The organism is Planctobacterium marinum (assembly GCF_020687805.1).
Classification (GTDB): domain Bacteria; phylum Pseudomonadota; class Gammaproteobacteria; order Enterobacterales; family Alteromonadaceae; genus Planctobacterium; species Planctobacterium marinum.
Window position 1 is genome coordinate 39,588 of record NZ_JAJEWQ010000008.1, and the last position, 17,148, is coordinate 56,735.

Sequence of the window (17,148 nt, forward strand, 5' to 3'; positions counted from 1 at the left end):
CCTGGTTAATTTATGCTGCCGCTGAATCAGCTGAAACCAGGTTGGTTTCTGACTGTTCAATCGCCAGCTCTTCAAAAAATGCCTGCAATGCCGCAATTTGATGATGTGCATCATCAATGGCATTGAAAGCCCGGCGGAATGATTTGGAATCATGCTCCGCTAAATACCAACCCACATGTTTGCGGGCAATTCTTGCTCCCATCAGTTCACCGTAAAATTGGTGAACGTTCTGAATGTGCTCGATTAGCACATCCCTTACTTCGGACAGTGCAGGCGCGGGAAGTTGATTGCCTGTTGCCAGGTAATGATTGATAGCGTTGAATATCCAGGGATTGCCCTGGGCACCTCGCCCAATCATTACTCCGTCTGCCCCGGTGTAATCCAGAACGTATTTGGCTTTTTCCGGTGAGTTAATATCACCGTTTGCCACCACTGGAATGGATATTTCCTGCTTTACTGCTTTGATTGTGTCGTATTCTGCGTCACCTTTGTACATGCAGGCCTTGGTGCGACCATGTACCGCCAGTGACTGAATGCCATTGCGTTCAGCAATTTTGGCGATGTCTACAGCATTACGATTTTCGGTATTCCAACCGGTGCGAATTTTTAATGTTACCGGCACTGACACAGCAGCAACGACAGCACTAATGATTTCTTCCACCAGTGTGGGGTATTGCAGTAAAGCGGACCCCGCCAGTTTTTTATTCACTTTTTTGGCCGGACACCCCATATTGATATCAATAATCTGGGCACCGTTTTGCACGTTAAATTGTGCCGCCTGAGCCATCAGGTGAGGTTCTGAGCCTGCGATCTGTACAGATCGTATGCCAGTTTCACCCTCGTGGTTCATGCGTTGTTGGGACTTTTGAGATTTCCACACATCGGGGTTGCTGGATAACATTTCTGAAACCACCAACCCGGCCCCCAGACGATGACAAAGCTGTCTGAAAGGGCGGTCAGTTACGCCAGCCATCGGGGCAAGCAACACATTACTAGCGAGTTTAAATTGTGCTATTTGCATTCCCGACTCTTGTACAAAACTGTGTAAAAAATACCCAAGTCCTCAAAAGGGCGCTAAGTGTACGGACTTTTTTCTCGTTTGAAAAGGCTAGATTTTAAACAAATTGTACTTTTTTTTGACGTCAAGCGGGTTGACAGCGCTTTTTATCGCTTTTTGCCGCTTAATCTTGACCATTCGTCCAGGAATTGGGGGTCATCCATGTCAAAAAACTCACTGTAAAGTGTGTTCAGTTCTGCTGCCTGACTTTCCAGTATGCCAGACAACACAAGCTGACCGCCGGATTTACACTGACCACTGATTAATTCCCGCAACTCCCGCAGCGGACCGGCCAGTATATTAGCCAGTACCACATCAACGGGTTCGTCTGGTTGGTCTTCGGGTAGGTAAAGTTCAAAGTCCTGTTCGCATTGATTGCGTCTGGCATTTTCCTGCGTGGCTTGTAGCGCCTGGGGATCGATATCCACACCAATTACCCGTTTGGCCCCGAGTTTGATAGCCGCGATGCCTAAAATGCCGGAGCCGCAGCCAAAATCCAGTACGGTTTTGTCGGATAAGTCCTGTTTATCCAGCCATTGCAGACACAGGGAAGTCGTAGGGTGAGTACCGGTGCCAAAGGCAAGACCGGGATCCAGCATAATATTTACCGCATTGGGATCGGGAATGTCACACCAGCTGGGACAGATCCATAATTTGTCTCCAAACTGCATGGGCTTGAAGTTGTCCATCCATTCTCTTTCCCAGTCTTTGTCTTCCAACTGATCCAGGGTGTAACTGAATTCCTCACCCAGTACCTTGCTTTGAGTCATTCTTTGAATAACCCCTTGCATATCATGATCTGCCTCAAACAAACCGATGACAGTGGTATTGGGCCAGAGCACCAGCTCACCCGGCTTGGGTTCAAACAGGGGGCTGTCTTTGGCGTCGGTATAGGTAACGGCCTGTGCGCCGTTGCCGCTCATCAGAGAAGAGACCGCTTCGGCATCTTTTTCAGTGACGTCGATTTTTAATTGAATCCAGGGCATGAATTCTTCAATCCTTATGTTTAAACTAATTGCTATTATACATTGATTAGCCTGGATAACCTTTTGTCGAAGCAGAAAAATACCAGTCATGCCCAGCATTATGTGGTGGGCTATGGCAGCCTGATGAGCCATGACAGCCGCTTTCGCTACAGTCAGATTGATGCGGACGCCATTCCCGTGCAGGTGAGGGGTTGGCAGCGTGCCTGGAATATGTGTTGCCCGGACAACAGTTATACCTGTGTAGGTGTGATACCCGGTACTGAGACTCAGGCGGTGAATGGTATGCTGGTGCCTGTGGCGGAAATTACCCCTCAGTTGCGACAACGGGAGCAAAGCTATCATTTTGTACAGATAGATCAGCAACAGCTTCAGTATCATGGTGTGGCCGCTCAAAACGACATCATGGCGAGTTTAAATGATGCGGTTATCTGGATTTGTCAGGTCAGTGAACCTGCCGCTGCCAGCCAGTCACATCCGATTTATCAAACCTATGTCGATACCTGTCTGTCCGGTTGTCTGGAGCATGTCAGCGAAGAGTTTGCGTTCGAATTTATTGAAAAAACCCTGGGCTGGGCGGAACACTGGGTTAATGATCGACACGCACCCCGCTACCCGCGACTGGCGAACATCGACCTCGAGATGCAGCACCGTATTGATGGCCTGCTGCAATCCGCCGGTATTTTAGCGCTGCGCAAGGAGGGATGATGAGCCACTATACGCACTTTGACACCGAGCGTTTGCAGGTTAGGCCACTGACAGAACAGGACGCGCCGGGCATTCTGGCTTTGAACCTGGACCCCGACTGGAAAAAATACATTGGTGATCGGGGGGTTTTTGATCTCGCCAGTGCCAGAGGTTACATTAAAAATGGCCCGGCCCGCATGTATCGGGAGTTTGGGTTTGGGGTTTTGGCGGTACGGGAAGCCGAAACGGGGGAGTTTTTGGGCACCTGTGGTTTGCTGAAAAGAGACAATCTGGCCTCGCCGGATATCGGTTTTGCCTTTTTACCCATCGCGCGTGGCAAAGGATATGCCTTTGAGGCCTGTGCGGGTTTATTGCACAGTGTCAGGCAACAGGCGCAATGGCCACATATTGAGGCGTTGGTAACTCCGGAAAACGCCGCGTCTATAGCGTTGCTGAAAAAACTCGGTTTTCAGTATCTAAAAAATCTGCCTGACTTTGACCCCAACAAAGACACCGATCTGTATCGACTCACGTTATAATAAAATTATCCCACCCTATACCGAAAGAGAATTTAACTATGCAACAATGCTTGTCAGCCGTCAGTATCATTGTTCCGGATTACGATGAGGCAATTGAATTTTACTGCCAGAAATTGAACTTTGAATTGCTGGAGGACATTGATCAGGGCAGCAAACGCTGGGTCACTGTGCGCCCCAAAGGGGCTTCTGAAACCCAGATCGTACTGGCACAACCGGGTAATGAGGCACAAAAAGCATTAGTGGGTCAGCAAGCTGCCGATCGCGTCTGGCTGTTTTTGCAAACCGATGATTTTTACCGGGATCACGCGGCTATGCTGGCGAATGGGGTGGTGTTTTTAGAAACGCCGCGTGAAGAACCTTACGGTATTGTCGCGGTATTCCAGGATTGCTTTGGCAACAAGTGGGATCTCATTGAGAAACGCCAGAGCCAGGGGTAATCACCGGCATCACGCAGGTAAAGCAGGTGCCCTCAGCCACTGAACTGTTGTAGCTAATCGCACCATCGTGATTCATCACGATTTGTTTTGCGATGCTAAGCCCAAGGCCAATGCCTTTGCCCGCTTTTTTGGTGGTATAAAAAGGTTCAAAGACCTTGTCACCGATATCACCGGCAATGGCCTTACCCTTGTTTTGCACGGTAATTTTTAGTTCCTGGTTGTCAGTTTGGCTAAACTCGATGGCAAGATCTGAGGCCGACATCGGAACTGAGGTATCTTTCATTGCCTCCAGTGCGTTGTTAACTAACTGCAGCAACAGCAGTTCCAGCTGTGTCGCGTCCATTGTTACCTGCAGGTTGTCAGGACGTTCGCAGATTAAATGAAACGGGATTTGCAGTTGTATCCTGACGTCGTTCAGTGCGCGTTTTAACAATCCGCTTAATTCAAACTGGGTTTTCTGACAATCGTGTACCTTGCCGTAGCAACGAATCATCTCGGACGCGTGGTGTCCCCGCTCCACCATGCCCAGGATTTTCTCAAAGACTGATTTAACCTGTTCAGGGGCATCGGTGGTCATCATCTGAGTTATCTCAACCATGCCTCGGATATTCGCCAGGATACCGTTGAAGTCATGGCCAATGCCCCGGCAAACCTTTTCAACGGCTTTTTTACTGGGCGGTATCTGACTGGGTCTTTCAGGACGTGATTGCAACTGTTCACACTCAGCCAGCAGCGTTAATGCTTCCTGTAACAAAGCCGCACTTTGCTCTGCCGGAGCATTGCTGGCTTTAGCAATAAACTCGCTGATATGATGATCCTGCATGCCAGGGCTCCGTTGACCGAAATTAAAACTGATGGCTTATGATCCAGATTAGTATTTAAAGGCAAATATGCAAATAGGGAGAATTACCTAAAATCAATATCCTCGCCGTCCCAGGTCAACAGCCTGGCCTCAGGGCGTTTGCGCTCGTTGCTGAAATCCACCAGACCGACTGCGCTTTTACTCACCAGGGAGCTGCGTTTATTTTTCCGATCGGGGTAGCGGGTGCTGATTTTTAATCGGCGGCGCTTGGTGAACCAGTTCAGTGGCGAGTGATGCCCGTAGAGCCATTGATTCATGGCGTCTAACTTACTCAGTAGGGTTACCGGAAACTGGTTGCAAAAGCCACTGGTTGTAATCTGATGAATGCTGGGGCTGGAGTCTTTAAAACGCAAACGGATATCGTAGACAAAGGAATAATGCACGTCTCCGGAGAGGATCACAAACTGTTGTGCGGTTTCGGGCTCTTTAAAAATATCCAGCAACACTCTGGCGGTACCCTGATGCGCCATCCAGTTTTCCGCATCCACGGTCAGAGCCTGACCAAAAAAAGTGAAAATCTTCTGAATGGCTTCTATGACTTTCACGCCAAATATGGGGGCGGGGGAGACAATCACGACGGACTGCTCACCGGTAACCTGTTGCCGCAGTTCCCGGAGCCGCTCCCAATCCAGCAAACCTGAGGGTTGAGCCGCGTTTTCCTCGGAACGCCAGCGATGGGTGCGGGTATCCAGCACAACGATTTTGGGCTGAGTGGCAATTTGATAATGCCAGTCATCCCATTCGAACAAGGCATCAATGACCTTGTTGTGTTCGGTGATGCCGGCACTGGTGATATGAGGTTCCACTTCTTTCAGTAAAAATTCGAATTGCTCCGGGTTATTACCGAGTCCCTGGCAGAGCATATAGCCAAACAAGGCATTACCGATAATGCGTTTAGAGAAGGGGTTGCCATAGGCTAACTCTTCCCATTCCCGGGTCAGGTTCCAGTCATCGGTGACGTCGTGATCGTCAAACATCATGTACACCGGGATATGGGCCAGTGCCCGGCGGATCTGCGGCAGGGTCTGAATAAATTGCAACAGTGATTGTTGTTCCTGCTCGAAATTTTGCCTTTCAGATTCGGGCATTTTGCTGCTGTCAAAGTGGATATCCTGCCAGCAGGTTTCAGACCAGACCATAAAGTACATTGCCATCACTTCTGACAAGGTGATCAAATGGTTTTTGGCGTTGACCGAGGTGAAAATAGGTTTGCGCTTGGCGCCGAAAAAGGTTTCCTGCACTTCTTCGTTTTCATCACTGTGGGGCAGGAGTTCGGTTCTTTTGTAAAAACAATCTTCGTGCTGCAATAATTCTTCGTAGTTGCTGACTTTGGCCCCGGAAAACGTTTCCGAAAACAACTCATAACGGGCAATAACCTGATGAATAGCCTGTAAAAATGGACCGGCCACGTCATCCACGTAGACCTGGTCACCGGACATCATCAGCAGTGATGCCGGCAGTTGGTTTTGGCTCAGGCACTCCGCCAGGTGTTGATCGACGCGAATCAGTGCATCGCCTTCGTCATGGTGGGGTTTGCGACAGGAGCCGTGCAGTACCTTTCGCAGTGTCGCTTGCCAATACACCCTGGGCTTGTCAAAGCCCGGGTAACAGAGATCCGGCGCGACATCGGCCAGGTGCAACTGAGTATTCTGAAACTCAAAAATCAGATCGTAATCCAGGCCAGTATCAGGGGGAAGTGGCTGACTGAAATCAATAATGTGGTGAAATACAAAAGCTTTATTTCCCACCTGATGGCACAGTTGTCTTTGTTGGTATTCAGGTGTTGCGGATTGCTGTCGGGCATTGCTTAAAGCAGCATGAACCGGCACCTGATAATTACTGACATACCAGAGTACTAATTGGTGGCTGTCCAGCTTTCTGACAATGGGACCGGCAATAAGGGTAAAAGGCGCTTGTGAATCAGTCATGTAATCCGGTGAGTTCTCTTAATAATTGGGTATCTTCCTGAACCTGAACAGCATAACTCAGGCACACTTCCAGCAGTTCATCCAGATACTCGGGCAAGTGTTCAGCAACGGCTTCTTCGAATCGAATCGAGCGCCGGTCGCCGCGACTGTGGGCTTTGGCTAACGCCTGAGCACAGGTTTGGGTGTATTGCAGCAGCGCTTCATCGGGGGTATCTGCGTGAAAACAGACGTCTTCCGGGGCAATCCCCACTTTAGCGTGATGCCGGGATCGAACCAGCCAGTGAGCGGCACGCCATTCAACTTCATCCAACACCAAATCAGGGCGTCTTTGCATGCGCCGCTGACAACACACCGTCAGATGGGCTGGATTGAGTCGATTGACTGGCGACAGGGTTTCAAAGTGAGTCAACGGCGCAGCAATGCGTTGCTCTTTCACCTCGACGATATGGCACAGTTTGAGATCTTCCTGGTCGACGTAGTCTTTCGGGCCAACCAGCAGATAATAGCGATCCATATTAATGCTGCCCGTGCCAGCACCAAGGCGTTTAACGATGTCTAAAATACAGTCGTCTACATAAGGCGAGAATACTTCACTTAACTCCCGGTACAGTGATTCGTCAATAGCGGCAAATTTGGTGTTTTCCAGGTTAAAAACCGGCACAAACCCGCTGCAATCCACGGCTTTGGCAATGGCACTTTTGCTGTAAAACTGTTTACCACCTGATGCGCGCTTTTGCGCTTTTTTGTAAAAGCGGCGCAGCACATGTTGTTTGTCGAAGTCGTTGAGCACGGCATTGCGCAGGCTGCCATCTTCTGCCAGTGCCTTACAGTGTTGAACATAAGTTGCCAAAAATGCCTGAATTGCCAGGATAGCACCTTCGACACTGGCGCAGGCTGGCAGGTTGGTTCCCGTGAGTTCCTCGGAGCTAAACTGACCGGTTTTGATACCGTCACAATATTGTTGGGCCAGCAAGATGCTGATACAAAAGCGCACCAGATCCCAACTGCTGTGGCCCAGGCAGGCGTCATCAAAATCATTGGGTGCAAAAATAACAGTATCGCCGTGCGAGCCTTCTTCAGTGAGCAAGCCAAAATTGGACAGATGACAGTCGCCCTGCACCATAGTTAACGGGATTGAGGTTTGAATCTCATTGGGGATCGACAACAATCCACTGGCGATGTCGTCATAAAACAATCCGGCAGATCCGCGAAAAAAACGAAACGGGTTGGCTGCCATCTTGAGATGCTTCTCAATGGCGTTACCTTTTTCCGGACAGATCCCATCGGCTTTTTGCAGCGCAAATAAGAGTTGTTCTTCCCGATTCATGATGCTGTGTACCTAAATTTAACCTCTGTCAAACCTTAAACTAAAAGTCTCAAATTTGAAAACCTGGAAAGCGACAAATAGCGGATTTCTGATATTTGTAACTTGACCCGCTCATGCTGCACCTTTATAAAACCAGCAGACCGGAAATTAATTGCTGCGGGAAGTTGCATGTTGTTCAGATATAAATTGTTGTTACCCTGGTGTTTGACTTTGATACTGGGAGCCTGTCATTCCACCAAAACCGATCCTTTGATGGGCACAGCCGCTAACCCTTTGCCAGTTGAAAGCTACTGGTTAACCGAGTCTGCAGGTGGGGTTATGTTGGACCCTCAGACATCCGGCCTGACGTTGTGGCGCAACGGACGGCTGGTGACAATCGCCGATGGCAGCGCGCACGAATCTCAGGTGTTGAGGCTGATTGTGCTGGACGCACAGCAATTTCAGGTTGAGAAAAAGTACCCCATGGTGGTGGCCCCGGAGATTTTGCAAGGTTGTTTTGCTGAGTATATGAGCAAGCGACCCGACCTGGAAGCGCTGGTGGTGGACCCCGATGATGACCGGGTTTTTTATACCGTCACAGAGGATGCTTCCAGATATAGTCTTAGCCCGGCGTGTGCAGAAAAGTACCGCCAAACAGGCTCAACGGAATATCCCACCTTGTTGGTGCGCCTGGCGCTGGACGATGTGGCTGAACAGGTAACTGTTACCCACGTCAGACCCCTGCAATACAGTGCGGCGATGCAGGTGGGTAATCATCCCAATGACGGCATAGAGGGCATGAGTTTTGGCTCCGGACGTACTTTGTATTTAGGGCTGGAAAAAGATGCTTTGTTTCAGCCGCGTATATTTTCCGTGGAACTCAATAGCAAGTTTTGGAATAGTGTTGAGTTTGCCAGAGTAACCGACGAACAGTTGCTGTTACCAGTTTTTAGCGACCAGATCCCGCACCCGATAAATGCGCTGACTTACGTGCAGCAGGGGGATAATGGCTGGCTAGTTGCAGCTGCAAGAAACGACAATGAGTTGTGGCTGGTGGACCCCGAAAAGAAAAATTCGACCCGCAGAATCAAACTGAGTTTTCTGGCGAAAACCAGTGATACCAAACAACAATGTGCTGAATTTACAGCGATGAATAATTATTCCATAGAAGGGCTTGCCGGTGGCAATGGGGTGTTGTGGTTGGTTAATGATCCCTGGAAGGAAAATTATCAGAAGAATATACAGTGTCAGGCTGATAAGAACCGCTACGACGCGATGGCGCCTTTGCTGTCTCAGATACCCATTGAAACGTTGTTTACCAATCCTTAGGGTTATTTTGCTAAGTCTAAAGGCCTGCCAATGCAGGCAGGCCTGACTTATTGTTTGAGTTCTTGCAAATTGAACCACTCATGCTTTTACAGAGTAGCTGCAGCTTTTTCCAGATAGGCCAGTACTTCGTCGGCTTTAAACTCTTTAGAAAACTCAACTAAATCTTTACCGTTACAGCTCAGATTTTGCGAATCCAACAATTTGCGATAAACATCTTTTTTCGACATTGCAACAACACCGATTTTGTTTTTAAAGCTGTTGTGGATCAAACGAACGTTATCCTGTGTTACTGCGCGACAAAAGCTGGCAAAAGATTTGTCACCACGGAATTCAAACTTTGTGTCGTGTGATTCAGTAGCAGAAACCGCAGAACTTAACGCTAAAGTAGTGGCCAGAGCCAAAGTTAGTTTTTTCATGTTACACCTCATAATGAGTTAGTTAGCTAGTGTGAATGTGTTGGATGTTGTCCGAACACGATTTATAACTTAATGATTTTTATGAGGAATGTTGTTGTATTACTGTATTGATTTGGTTAACAAAATAAAAAATGAACTGTTAAGTGCTTGTAAAAGCAGCTAAGTCTTTGATAATTAGCGATATTACCAGTTTTTATATTTCTTATTGGAATTAAAAGTAACTTTAATATGCATAATTCATCTATTAAAGCGGGGTAATTGTTAGGATAAACATCCTAAAACGCGCTGAAATTGATGTCTGTTTACAAGCCTGTTACGAATATTTGTGATATATGCCTGCTGGCAGAGGAAGGTATGAGGGGACAAGCCCCCTCATAAATCAGATTTTCAGCGCTTTGTCGCCGCGTGACAGACCACAAACCCCGGTGCGGGCTGCTTCTAACACATCGGTAAGTTCAGTGGCTGTGGTAATAAAGGCATCCAGCTTGTCACTGGGGCCCGTTAACTGAATGGTATAGTTACGGGCGCTGACATCGACGATGTTGCCACGAAAGATATCTGCCATACGTTTTACTTCTGCGCGAATGTGTTCGTTGGGTGTGGCCACCTTGATCAACATTAACTCCCGTTCCAGATGGCTGCCCTCTGTCAGGTCCATAACCTTAAATACATCCACCAGTTTATTGATTTGCTTGGTGATCTGCTCGATCACTTTGTCATCGCCATGGGTGGTGATAGTGATCCTGGACAGCGTTGGATCCGTGGTGGTGGTGACACATAAGGAGTCAACATTGAATCCACGCTGTGAGAACAGGCCTACAATGCGGGATAGCGCGCCGGGTTCGTTTTCCAATAATACCGAAATTATACGTCTCATTTAGGTACGCTCCGTTTTGCTCAAGCGCATGTCATCCATGGCACCGAATTTAATTTGCATGGGATATACGTGTTCGTTTTGGTCCACCCGAATGTCCATAAACACCAGTTTGTCTTTGATGGCCATACAGCGTGCCATGGCATCGTCCAGTTCACTGGGGTGGTCTACGCGCATACCTACGTGGCCATAGGCTTCGGCAAGCTTCACAAAATCCGGCATTGATTCCATGTAAGAATGAGAATGACGCCCTTTGTAAATCATGTCCTGCCATTGACGCACCATGCCCAGCGCGCGATTGTTCAGAGAAATGATCTTGATGGGCAAATTATATTGCAGACAGGTAGATAGCTCCTGAATATTCATCTGGATACTGCCATCACCGGTTACCACGGCGGATATGGCATCAGGATGTGCAAACTGCACGCCCATTGCCGCTGGCAGACCAAACCCCATGGTGCCCAAACCGCCGGAATTAATCCACTGGCGTGGTTTATCAAAGGGGTAATACAGGGCGGCAAACATCTGATGCTGACCCACATCGGAACTGACATAGGCTTTGCCATCGGTATGCTTATACAAAGACTGAATGACTTCCTGGGGTTTAATTACCTCGGAAGCGGTGGCGTAGTTCAGGCACTTTCTGGATTGCCACTGGCGTATCTGTTTCCACCAATCCTGCAATTTCTCTTTTTGCGTGTCCTGGTCAATGTCTTTGAGGTGATCAAAAAACTGACTCAGGACTTTGTCTACCGCACCGACAATGGGAATATGGGCGTTGACCGTTTTCGAAATAGAGGTGGGATCTATATCCACATGCACAATTCTGGCGTAAGGGCAGAATTTCTCAACATTATTGGTAACCCGGTCATCAAAACGGGCACCCAGTGCAATAATGCAATCGGCGTTGTGCATGGTTTTGTTGGCTTCCAGGGTGCCGTGCATGCCTAACATACCTACAAATTGTTCATGGGTACCGGGGAACGCGCCCAGGCCCATCAGGGTATTCGTTACCGGGGCATTGAGCATTTCGGCCAGTTTGATCAGTTTTCTGCTGGCCCCCAGGGCACCACCACCGGCGTAAACCACCGGGCGTTTTGCCGCTTTAATGGCTTCAACCGCTTTTTTGATCTGCTTGTTGTGCCCTTTTTCTGTGGGGTTATAGGAGCGAATTGAGAAATCTTCAGGGTATTCGTACGGGTGAGATTCCTGAATATTGACGATGTCTTTTGGTAAATCGATAACCACCGGACCAGGACGACCAGAATTCGCAATGTAATAGGCTTTGGCGATCGCTACCGGAATATCTTCCGCTTTTTTTACCAGGAAGCTGTGTTTCACGATGGGACGAGAACAGCCCACCATATCTGTTTCCTGGAACGCATCTTCACCAATATGCTGCGAAGGAACCTGACCGGACAGCACCACCATGGGGATAGAGTCCATGTAGGCCGTCGCAATACCGGTAATGGTATTGGTGGCACCCGGACCGGAAGTAACCAGTACGGTACCGGTTTTTCCTGTTGAACGGGCATAACCGTCGGCCATGTGAGCAGCAGCCTGCTCGTGGCGAACCAGAATGTGTTTAACATCGTCCTGAGCAAAGAGGGCGTCATATATGTCAAGTACGGCACCACCTGGGTAACCAAAAACATATTCAACACCAACATCTTTTAGTGCCCTTACGACCATCTCGGCACCGGACATCATTTCCACGGATACTCTCTCCTGATAAGGTAATTATTTAGGGTTTGGGCGGATCTTACGGGACTGAGTTTGAATAAGAAACCTGGAAAGGAATAAAAGTGAGATTTGTATCCTAATATTCAGTATAAATGGGATGAATGTCCTATTTCACCCCTTTGTAATCCTGAATTTTAGGTTGCGGTCCTAAGCTTTTGATGAAAGTTAGGCTGGTTATTCTTCGTTAGTGTCGATGTCGATGTCCTCATCGGCGCCCAGACTAACGCTATCTTCATCATTGTCTTCCACATTGGCCCGCTTGCCATAAATACTGGCCGTGCGAGGTCGACCAATGCGAGCCATATATTTAACCCAGGCTTTTTCCGTGGTATTAGCGGGTTCTTTTTGGCCGCTGGCCACCGCAATCAGATTGAAATCTTCATCGTTCTCCGGATTTAACGAGCCGGAAAGCAACGCGTTTATCAGCGTACCATAGTGACTCAGGGCTTTCGCTTCAGAGATAGAGAAATCGCCGGAGCGGGAAAAACCGTAGGGGTAATTCTTCGGATCATGGTATGCGCGAGTTAATAAATCAGAACGGGTTGCCTTAGCCATAATGCAAATTCCTGATAAATATATGTTGTCAAAGTACAGTGAATTTTTAGGCCGAAAACGGGCAAGAGTCAAACCCCAAAAGGCGCTTTTTTTTAGAACTTTTTTTGACAGTTTAAAGCGATGCAGAATGGTTTGTATCTAAACAAAAAGCCCCGCCGGATTGGGCGGGGCTTTGATTGTTAATCGAGGTGATTTTAATTACTCAATGCTGAAGTTTAATCCCAGGAAGAAGTACCGACCTCTGATGCTGACGGGTGTCGCATATGAGGTAATAAAAGGTTCTTCATCCGTCAGGTTGTTAACCCCACCGTAAACCAATAGCTCATCGCTTAACTGATAGGAAAAGTTTACGTCATGCAGGTAAACTTCATCCATAAACACGGCGCTGCCATAACGAGACATTGCTGTGTCGATTTCCACAAAGTTAACTAACTGCTCGCCCTGATACTGGGTTTGCCAACCCACTGTCAGATCTCCTGTTGTCCATTCCAGGTTAAAGTTACCTGCCCACTCAGGACGTTGTACTTCCCCCAGCTCCACATCCACTGCCTCTGGATTGAGCGGATCGTTGAACTGATTCAGTTCATTCACCTTGGTTCCAGCCAGGGTCAGATCAAATTCATGCTCACCGTAGGTGAAGTCATAGCCGAATGAAAAGTCGTAGCCGTCGGTTTCCAACTTGGCGAAGTTAATCGATGTGGCTCTCATAAAGTTAAAGCCACCAAAGAATATGGAATTTTCGTCATCGTTTCTGCCCAGTAACTCACAGAAATTTTGATTCAGTGCAGGACCTTCAAAACAGCCTCTGGCAATGTCGTCTCCGCTCACTTCGGAAATCGCATCTTCTATTTCGATACTCCAATAGTCAAAAGTCATGTTGAACCCATCCAGAAATTCCGGACGGAACACAAAACCGATGGTCTTGGTGTCTGCCGTTTCTTCCTGCAATTCTTCATTGCCCCCGGTTACACCACCAAACGCCGCCGATAACGGATCGTCAAAGGTATAATTGCCTTCGTCATCGAAAGGGTCCAGTCCAATGCCATTAAAGTAGGTGACACAGTTGGCTTGTGTCTGGTCTGCCAGGGTCGTTTGTCCACCTTCGCGCAGTGCATCAATTTGTGCTCTGGCGCAGGGATCGGCAGGGCGGAAGGTGGTACCAATTTCAGGCCCATAGAGTTCGGTAATGTTAGGCGCACGCACCGCTTCAGAAATACTGACACGGAAGGTTAAATCTTCATAGGGTGCCCAACGTAAGTTGGTTTTCCAGGTACTGGAAGAGCCAATGGTGGAATAATCGGAATAGCGTATCGCGGCGTCAACGGTCAGTTCCTCGGCAAAGGTTTTACCTTCCAGTAGCGGAACCGAAACTTCCATGAAAAGGTCGTAAACGTCGTATTCACCGACTTCATTGCGGGTAGTTGTTTTCGGGCGGAAGGTGAGTTTGGTGTTGCCTGATACCTCAGAAACATTCACTCCTGTGCCATAGGGGTTACCGGCAGGCAGGTTACCCAATTGCCAGTCATCATAACTTACAGATGATTCTTCTTCGCGGTATTCAGCACCCGCAGCGAATACGACTGGGCCAGCCGGTAACTCGAACCAATCTGAGAAATCACCGGAGATTGATGCCGAATAAACGGTTTGTTCCAGCTCGATCATATCGCGCTCTGTGGTAGTGACCCAATCTACCGCCCCTTGGGTAATACCGCTAGCACCTGCCCAGATGTTTAACGGTACACAACTGCCATCGCCCGGTGTAAAGGTGTAGTAGCCTGGGTCATAGTCCGGAATATTAAACGGCGTGCCCTGAGCTGGGGCGTCGGCATCGACATTGACACGGCATGTGGCATCCCCGGTAGTCGGATCGGTTACAGCATCAATCGCCGCCATGAAACGGTCCACGATAACTGCATTTTCTATTTCACTTTCGCGTTCGAATTTACCCCAAACGATACTGGCGTCATAAGTCCAGCCGTTCTCAAATTCACCATTGATTCCCAGTACTGCACGGGTTGTTGTTCTCTCATGGGTCTGAATACCGGACCCTATACCAATGGGATCGATAGTAATTGCCACACCACCAATTTCCTGAGCGACAGGACGAATGAATTCCGGCAAAAACGGGTTGTCCGGCGCGCCGCGCAACAGATCCCAGAAAGAAGTGGGTTGCGTGGTACTTTGTGTTTCCTGATGGGCATGTTTCAATTCCCAGGTGAGCTCTGATGAAGAACCCAGCTCATAATTTCCTATCAGGTTAACGTTAATTTTTTCTTCTGGGGTCAACAGGAAACTGTCGAACTGCTGTATGGTATTGAATGAATCGCCACCAAAACCTTCTGTTCCCGAGCCACCGGCTACCAGGCCATCCTGAATCACGCGGTATGATCCATTGGGGTCCACCACCCAACAACCACCAATGTTACCAAAACTGTCACCGAGCGGGGCGTCATAAGCTGTGTTGGAACTGTTAAATCCTGACCAGGTATCAAGGCAGTCCGGTACACCATTGTTGTTCAGGTCAACGTTGGTAAATTCGTCAAAGCCGGCAAAGGTATTGCCGTTTCCTGGCACAATATAGCCATAACCCGAAGTGAAGGGAAAGGTACGCCCCGGTAAAATTGCGCGGCTGGGAGCCGCCGCAGCAGCGGCTATCAATGCCATTTCGGCATCGGTCAGGTTGGGAGCGCTGCCATATAAATTTGAATAAAAGTCGATAAAGTCTTCAGCAGAGGGAATGGCGTGGCCATAATTAACAAAGCCGTTGTTCGGATTATAAAACTGGGCGAAATTTGGCATAGTGGCAGCATCTATCTGGCCAATCTGAAATCTTTTTGCCGGATTTCCCCAGTCTCGTCCTGAGCCCACAAATACGCCATTGTCACGTTCTTTGGCTCTTAGGCCTTGACTGTCGGCATATTCCACACTGATTGCGACATTACCCTTATCATTATCGAAATTAAGGCCATAGGTTGCTGAAAGTTGCAGTTGTTCTGAATCGCCCTCTGAAGAGATACCTTGCTGCACGTCGAAGTCGAAACCTTCAAAGTCCTTTTTCAGAATAAAGTTTACAACACCGGTTACCGCGTCTGCACCGTAGATAGCCGACGCGCCGCCGGTCAGTACTTCAACGCTGTCCACTAATTTGGTAGGGATGGAACCAACGTCTACCGCTGCACTCCCTCCGGAACCACCAACATGGCGCCGTCCGTTCACTAAGACTAATGTTCTTCTGGAGCCCAAACCTCGCAGGTTCAGAATATTTGCCCCTTCTTCGAAGGCGGTATCGCCATCATTACCACTTTCTGAATTGGTGGAGCTAAATAGTGCCGGAATGTCATTGACTACATCGGTGATAGAGAATTCACCGGAGTTACGGATATCCTTGCCGTCAATTGCCTGCACCGGTGAAGGGCTGGCCAGGTTAGGATCGCGTGCTATACGTGAACCTGTCACCATCACGCGTTCTACACTGGCGATTTCGTCGTTTTCTTCTTCCTGGGCAAGGGCGTTGGGGGCTATCGCCAGGGTTGCTGCCATTGAGCTATAGCATAGCCCTTTCACAATGGCGGTATTTAGCCGGGACAAGGCAAATTTTTTCATGGTGTGCTCCTGAGAGTGTGTCGTGTCTTCAATTGCTAAAAGCAACATTTTGTTACAAATGCTGCGTTATTCTTATTGTTGTTATTTTAAGTTTCTTTATTCCCACTAAAGGATAATTAGCATTTTTGGGGCCTTGATCAAGTCCAGAATTAGTGTGTTTATTGCGTATATGGGGAATTATTCGAATATTTATTCTGTTTGTGCCGGGATTTGATGAAGGATTATTCATGGCAAATATTGCCCTGCACCAAAATGGAACGTTGGATTAATGCCGTGCTGTTTTCAAACGCCTTGCCTGATAGCGGTTGCATCACAATGGTGCTCTGTGCGCTAAATTAGTGAACCCGTATATTAAATAATTATGCATTTCGTCAATTATTCAAATTTTTTGTCATTTATTTTAAATTTTGACTGAATGTCTTGCTAATTTGTTACCAGATGTGAAAGCAGATGCTTATTTTGATGGTTTGACTAATTAAGCGAAAAGGCGAAAATGTGATCCGGCACGCCCGGGTGACAGTTAATTATTACCCGTGTTGCTTAAAAAACGGTTTTTAGGCGTTGCAGGGCTTATCCTGTGTCGATTTAGAATTGGAGTGAAAAAAGAGAATTTGGAGCGGGAAACGAGATTCGAACTCGCGACCCCAACCTTGGCAAGGTTGTGCTCTACCAGCTGAGCTATTCCCGCGTATTGAGACTTCCTTTAAAATCGATTCTGGACTGATTCGATTTGCGGCGGAGCGTTTTCGCTTCGCTATTACAAACTACTTCCTGTAGTTTGCCCTTCGGGCCAGCCTGTCGGCCGTTCCAATTTGTTCCTGTCAAATTG

14 protein-coding genes and 1 tRNA gene are annotated in these 17,148 nt (G+C 48.2%); 4 read left to right on the top strand and 11 right to left on the bottom strand.

The genetic code is table 11. The features are described 5' to 3' along the window. Positions 1-10: 10 nt before the first annotated feature. Positions 11-1,021: a tRNA dihydrouridine synthase DusB gene (gene dusB, locus LJ740_RS20630; RefSeq protein ID WP_229531027.1), complete on the bottom strand. Its 1,011-nt coding sequence runs from the start codon at positions 1,019-1,021 to the stop codon at positions 11-13. A gap of 143 nt (positions 1,022-1,164) precedes the next feature. Beyond that, entirely contained in the window at positions 1,165-2,043 is an 879-nt protein-coding gene (gene prmA, locus LJ740_RS20635) for a 50S ribosomal protein L11 methyltransferase (RefSeq protein WP_229531028.1), read from the bottom strand. A gap of 63 nt (positions 2,044-2,106) precedes the next feature. Here prmA and LJ740_RS20640 point away from each other — a divergent pair, with 63 nt between their 5' ends. Genes LJ740_RS20640 through LJ740_RS20650 form a run of 3 tightly spaced genes read left to right on the top strand, consistent with a single transcriptional unit; the run spans position 2,107 to position 3,703 of the window. Then, a complete protein-coding gene (locus LJ740_RS20640) occupies positions 2,107-2,748 on the top strand; it encodes a hypothetical protein (RefSeq protein WP_229531029.1) in 642 nt (213 codons plus the stop codon). After that, on the top strand, positions 2,748-3,266 hold the full coding sequence (locus LJ740_RS20645; protein ID WP_229531030.1) for a GNAT family N-acetyltransferase: 519 nt from the start codon (positions 2,748-2,750) through the stop codon (positions 3,264-3,266). Before LJ740_RS20640 ends, LJ740_RS20645 begins: the two co-directional genes overlap by 1 nt. A 38-nt stretch (positions 3,267-3,304) precedes the next feature. After that, positions 3,305-3,703, top strand: a complete 399-nt coding sequence (locus tag LJ740_RS20650; protein WP_229531031.1) for a VOC family protein — start codon at positions 3,305-3,307, stop codon at positions 3,701-3,703. Here the strand turns inward: LJ740_RS20650 and LJ740_RS20655 are convergent. From LJ740_RS20655 to LJ740_RS20665, 3 genes are all read right to left on the bottom strand, one after another. Continuing rightward, on the bottom strand, positions 3,675-4,526 hold the full coding sequence (locus LJ740_RS20655) for a sensor histidine kinase (protein WP_229531032.1): 852 nt from the start codon (positions 4,524-4,526) through the stop codon (positions 3,675-3,677). The genes LJ740_RS20650 and LJ740_RS20655 overlap by 29 nt on opposite strands. Before the next feature lie 83 nt (positions 4,527-4,609). Continuing rightward, positions 4,610-6,493 carry a metallophosphoesterase family protein gene (locus LJ740_RS20660; RefSeq protein WP_229531033.1) on the bottom strand — a complete coding sequence of 628 codons (1,884 nt, stop codon included), beginning with the start codon at positions 6,491-6,493 and terminating at the stop codon, positions 4,610-4,612. Beyond that, the gene (locus tag LJ740_RS20665; RefSeq protein ID WP_229531034.1) at positions 6,486-7,820 is read right to left on the bottom strand and encodes a DUF2252 family protein; all 1,335 of its coding nucleotides are present in this window, start codon (positions 7,818-7,820) and stop codon (positions 6,486-6,488) included. Before LJ740_RS20665 ends, LJ740_RS20660 begins: the two co-directional genes overlap by 8 nt. A gap of 168 nt (positions 7,821-7,988) precedes the next feature. Between LJ740_RS20665 and LJ740_RS20670 the strand changes: the two genes are divergently transcribed. Then, entirely contained in the window at positions 7,989-9,128 is a 1,140-nt protein-coding gene (locus tag LJ740_RS20670) for an esterase-like activity of phytase family protein (protein ID WP_229531035.1), read from the top strand. An 86-nt stretch (positions 9,129-9,214) separates the two neighbouring features. Here LJ740_RS20670 and LJ740_RS20675 read toward each other — a convergent pair whose 3' ends face one another. The 6 genes from LJ740_RS20675 to LJ740_RS20700 form a co-directional block, all read right to left on the bottom strand. Continuing rightward, positions 9,215-9,544 carry a hypothetical protein gene (locus LJ740_RS20675; RefSeq protein ID WP_229531036.1) on the bottom strand — a complete coding sequence of 110 codons (330 nt, stop codon included), beginning with the start codon at positions 9,542-9,544 and terminating at the stop codon, positions 9,215-9,217. A 379-nt stretch (positions 9,545-9,923) separates the two neighbouring features. After that, positions 9,924-10,421, bottom strand: a complete 498-nt coding sequence (gene ilvN / locus LJ740_RS20680) for an acetolactate synthase small subunit (protein ID WP_229531037.1) — start codon at positions 10,419-10,421, stop codon at positions 9,924-9,926. Continuing rightward, on the bottom strand, positions 10,422-12,134 hold the full coding sequence (locus LJ740_RS20685) for an acetolactate synthase 3 large subunit (protein ID WP_229531038.1): 1,713 nt from the start codon (positions 12,132-12,134) through the stop codon (positions 10,422-10,424). 201 nt (positions 12,135-12,335) lie between these two features. Further along, on the bottom strand, positions 12,336-12,716 hold the full coding sequence (gene maoP / locus LJ740_RS20690) for a DUF413 domain-containing protein (protein ID WP_229531039.1): 381 nt from the start codon (positions 12,714-12,716) through the stop codon (positions 12,336-12,338). Between the two features lie 198 nt (positions 12,717-12,914). Further along, entirely contained in the window at positions 12,915-16,319 is a 3,405-nt protein-coding gene (locus tag LJ740_RS20695) for a TonB-dependent receptor domain-containing protein (protein ID WP_229531040.1), read from the bottom strand. Positions 16,320-16,931: 612 nt separating this feature from the next. Then, positions 16,932-17,007: transfer RNA gene (locus tag LJ740_RS20700), tRNA-Gly, on the bottom strand. Positions 17,008-17,148 lie beyond the last annotated feature (141 nt).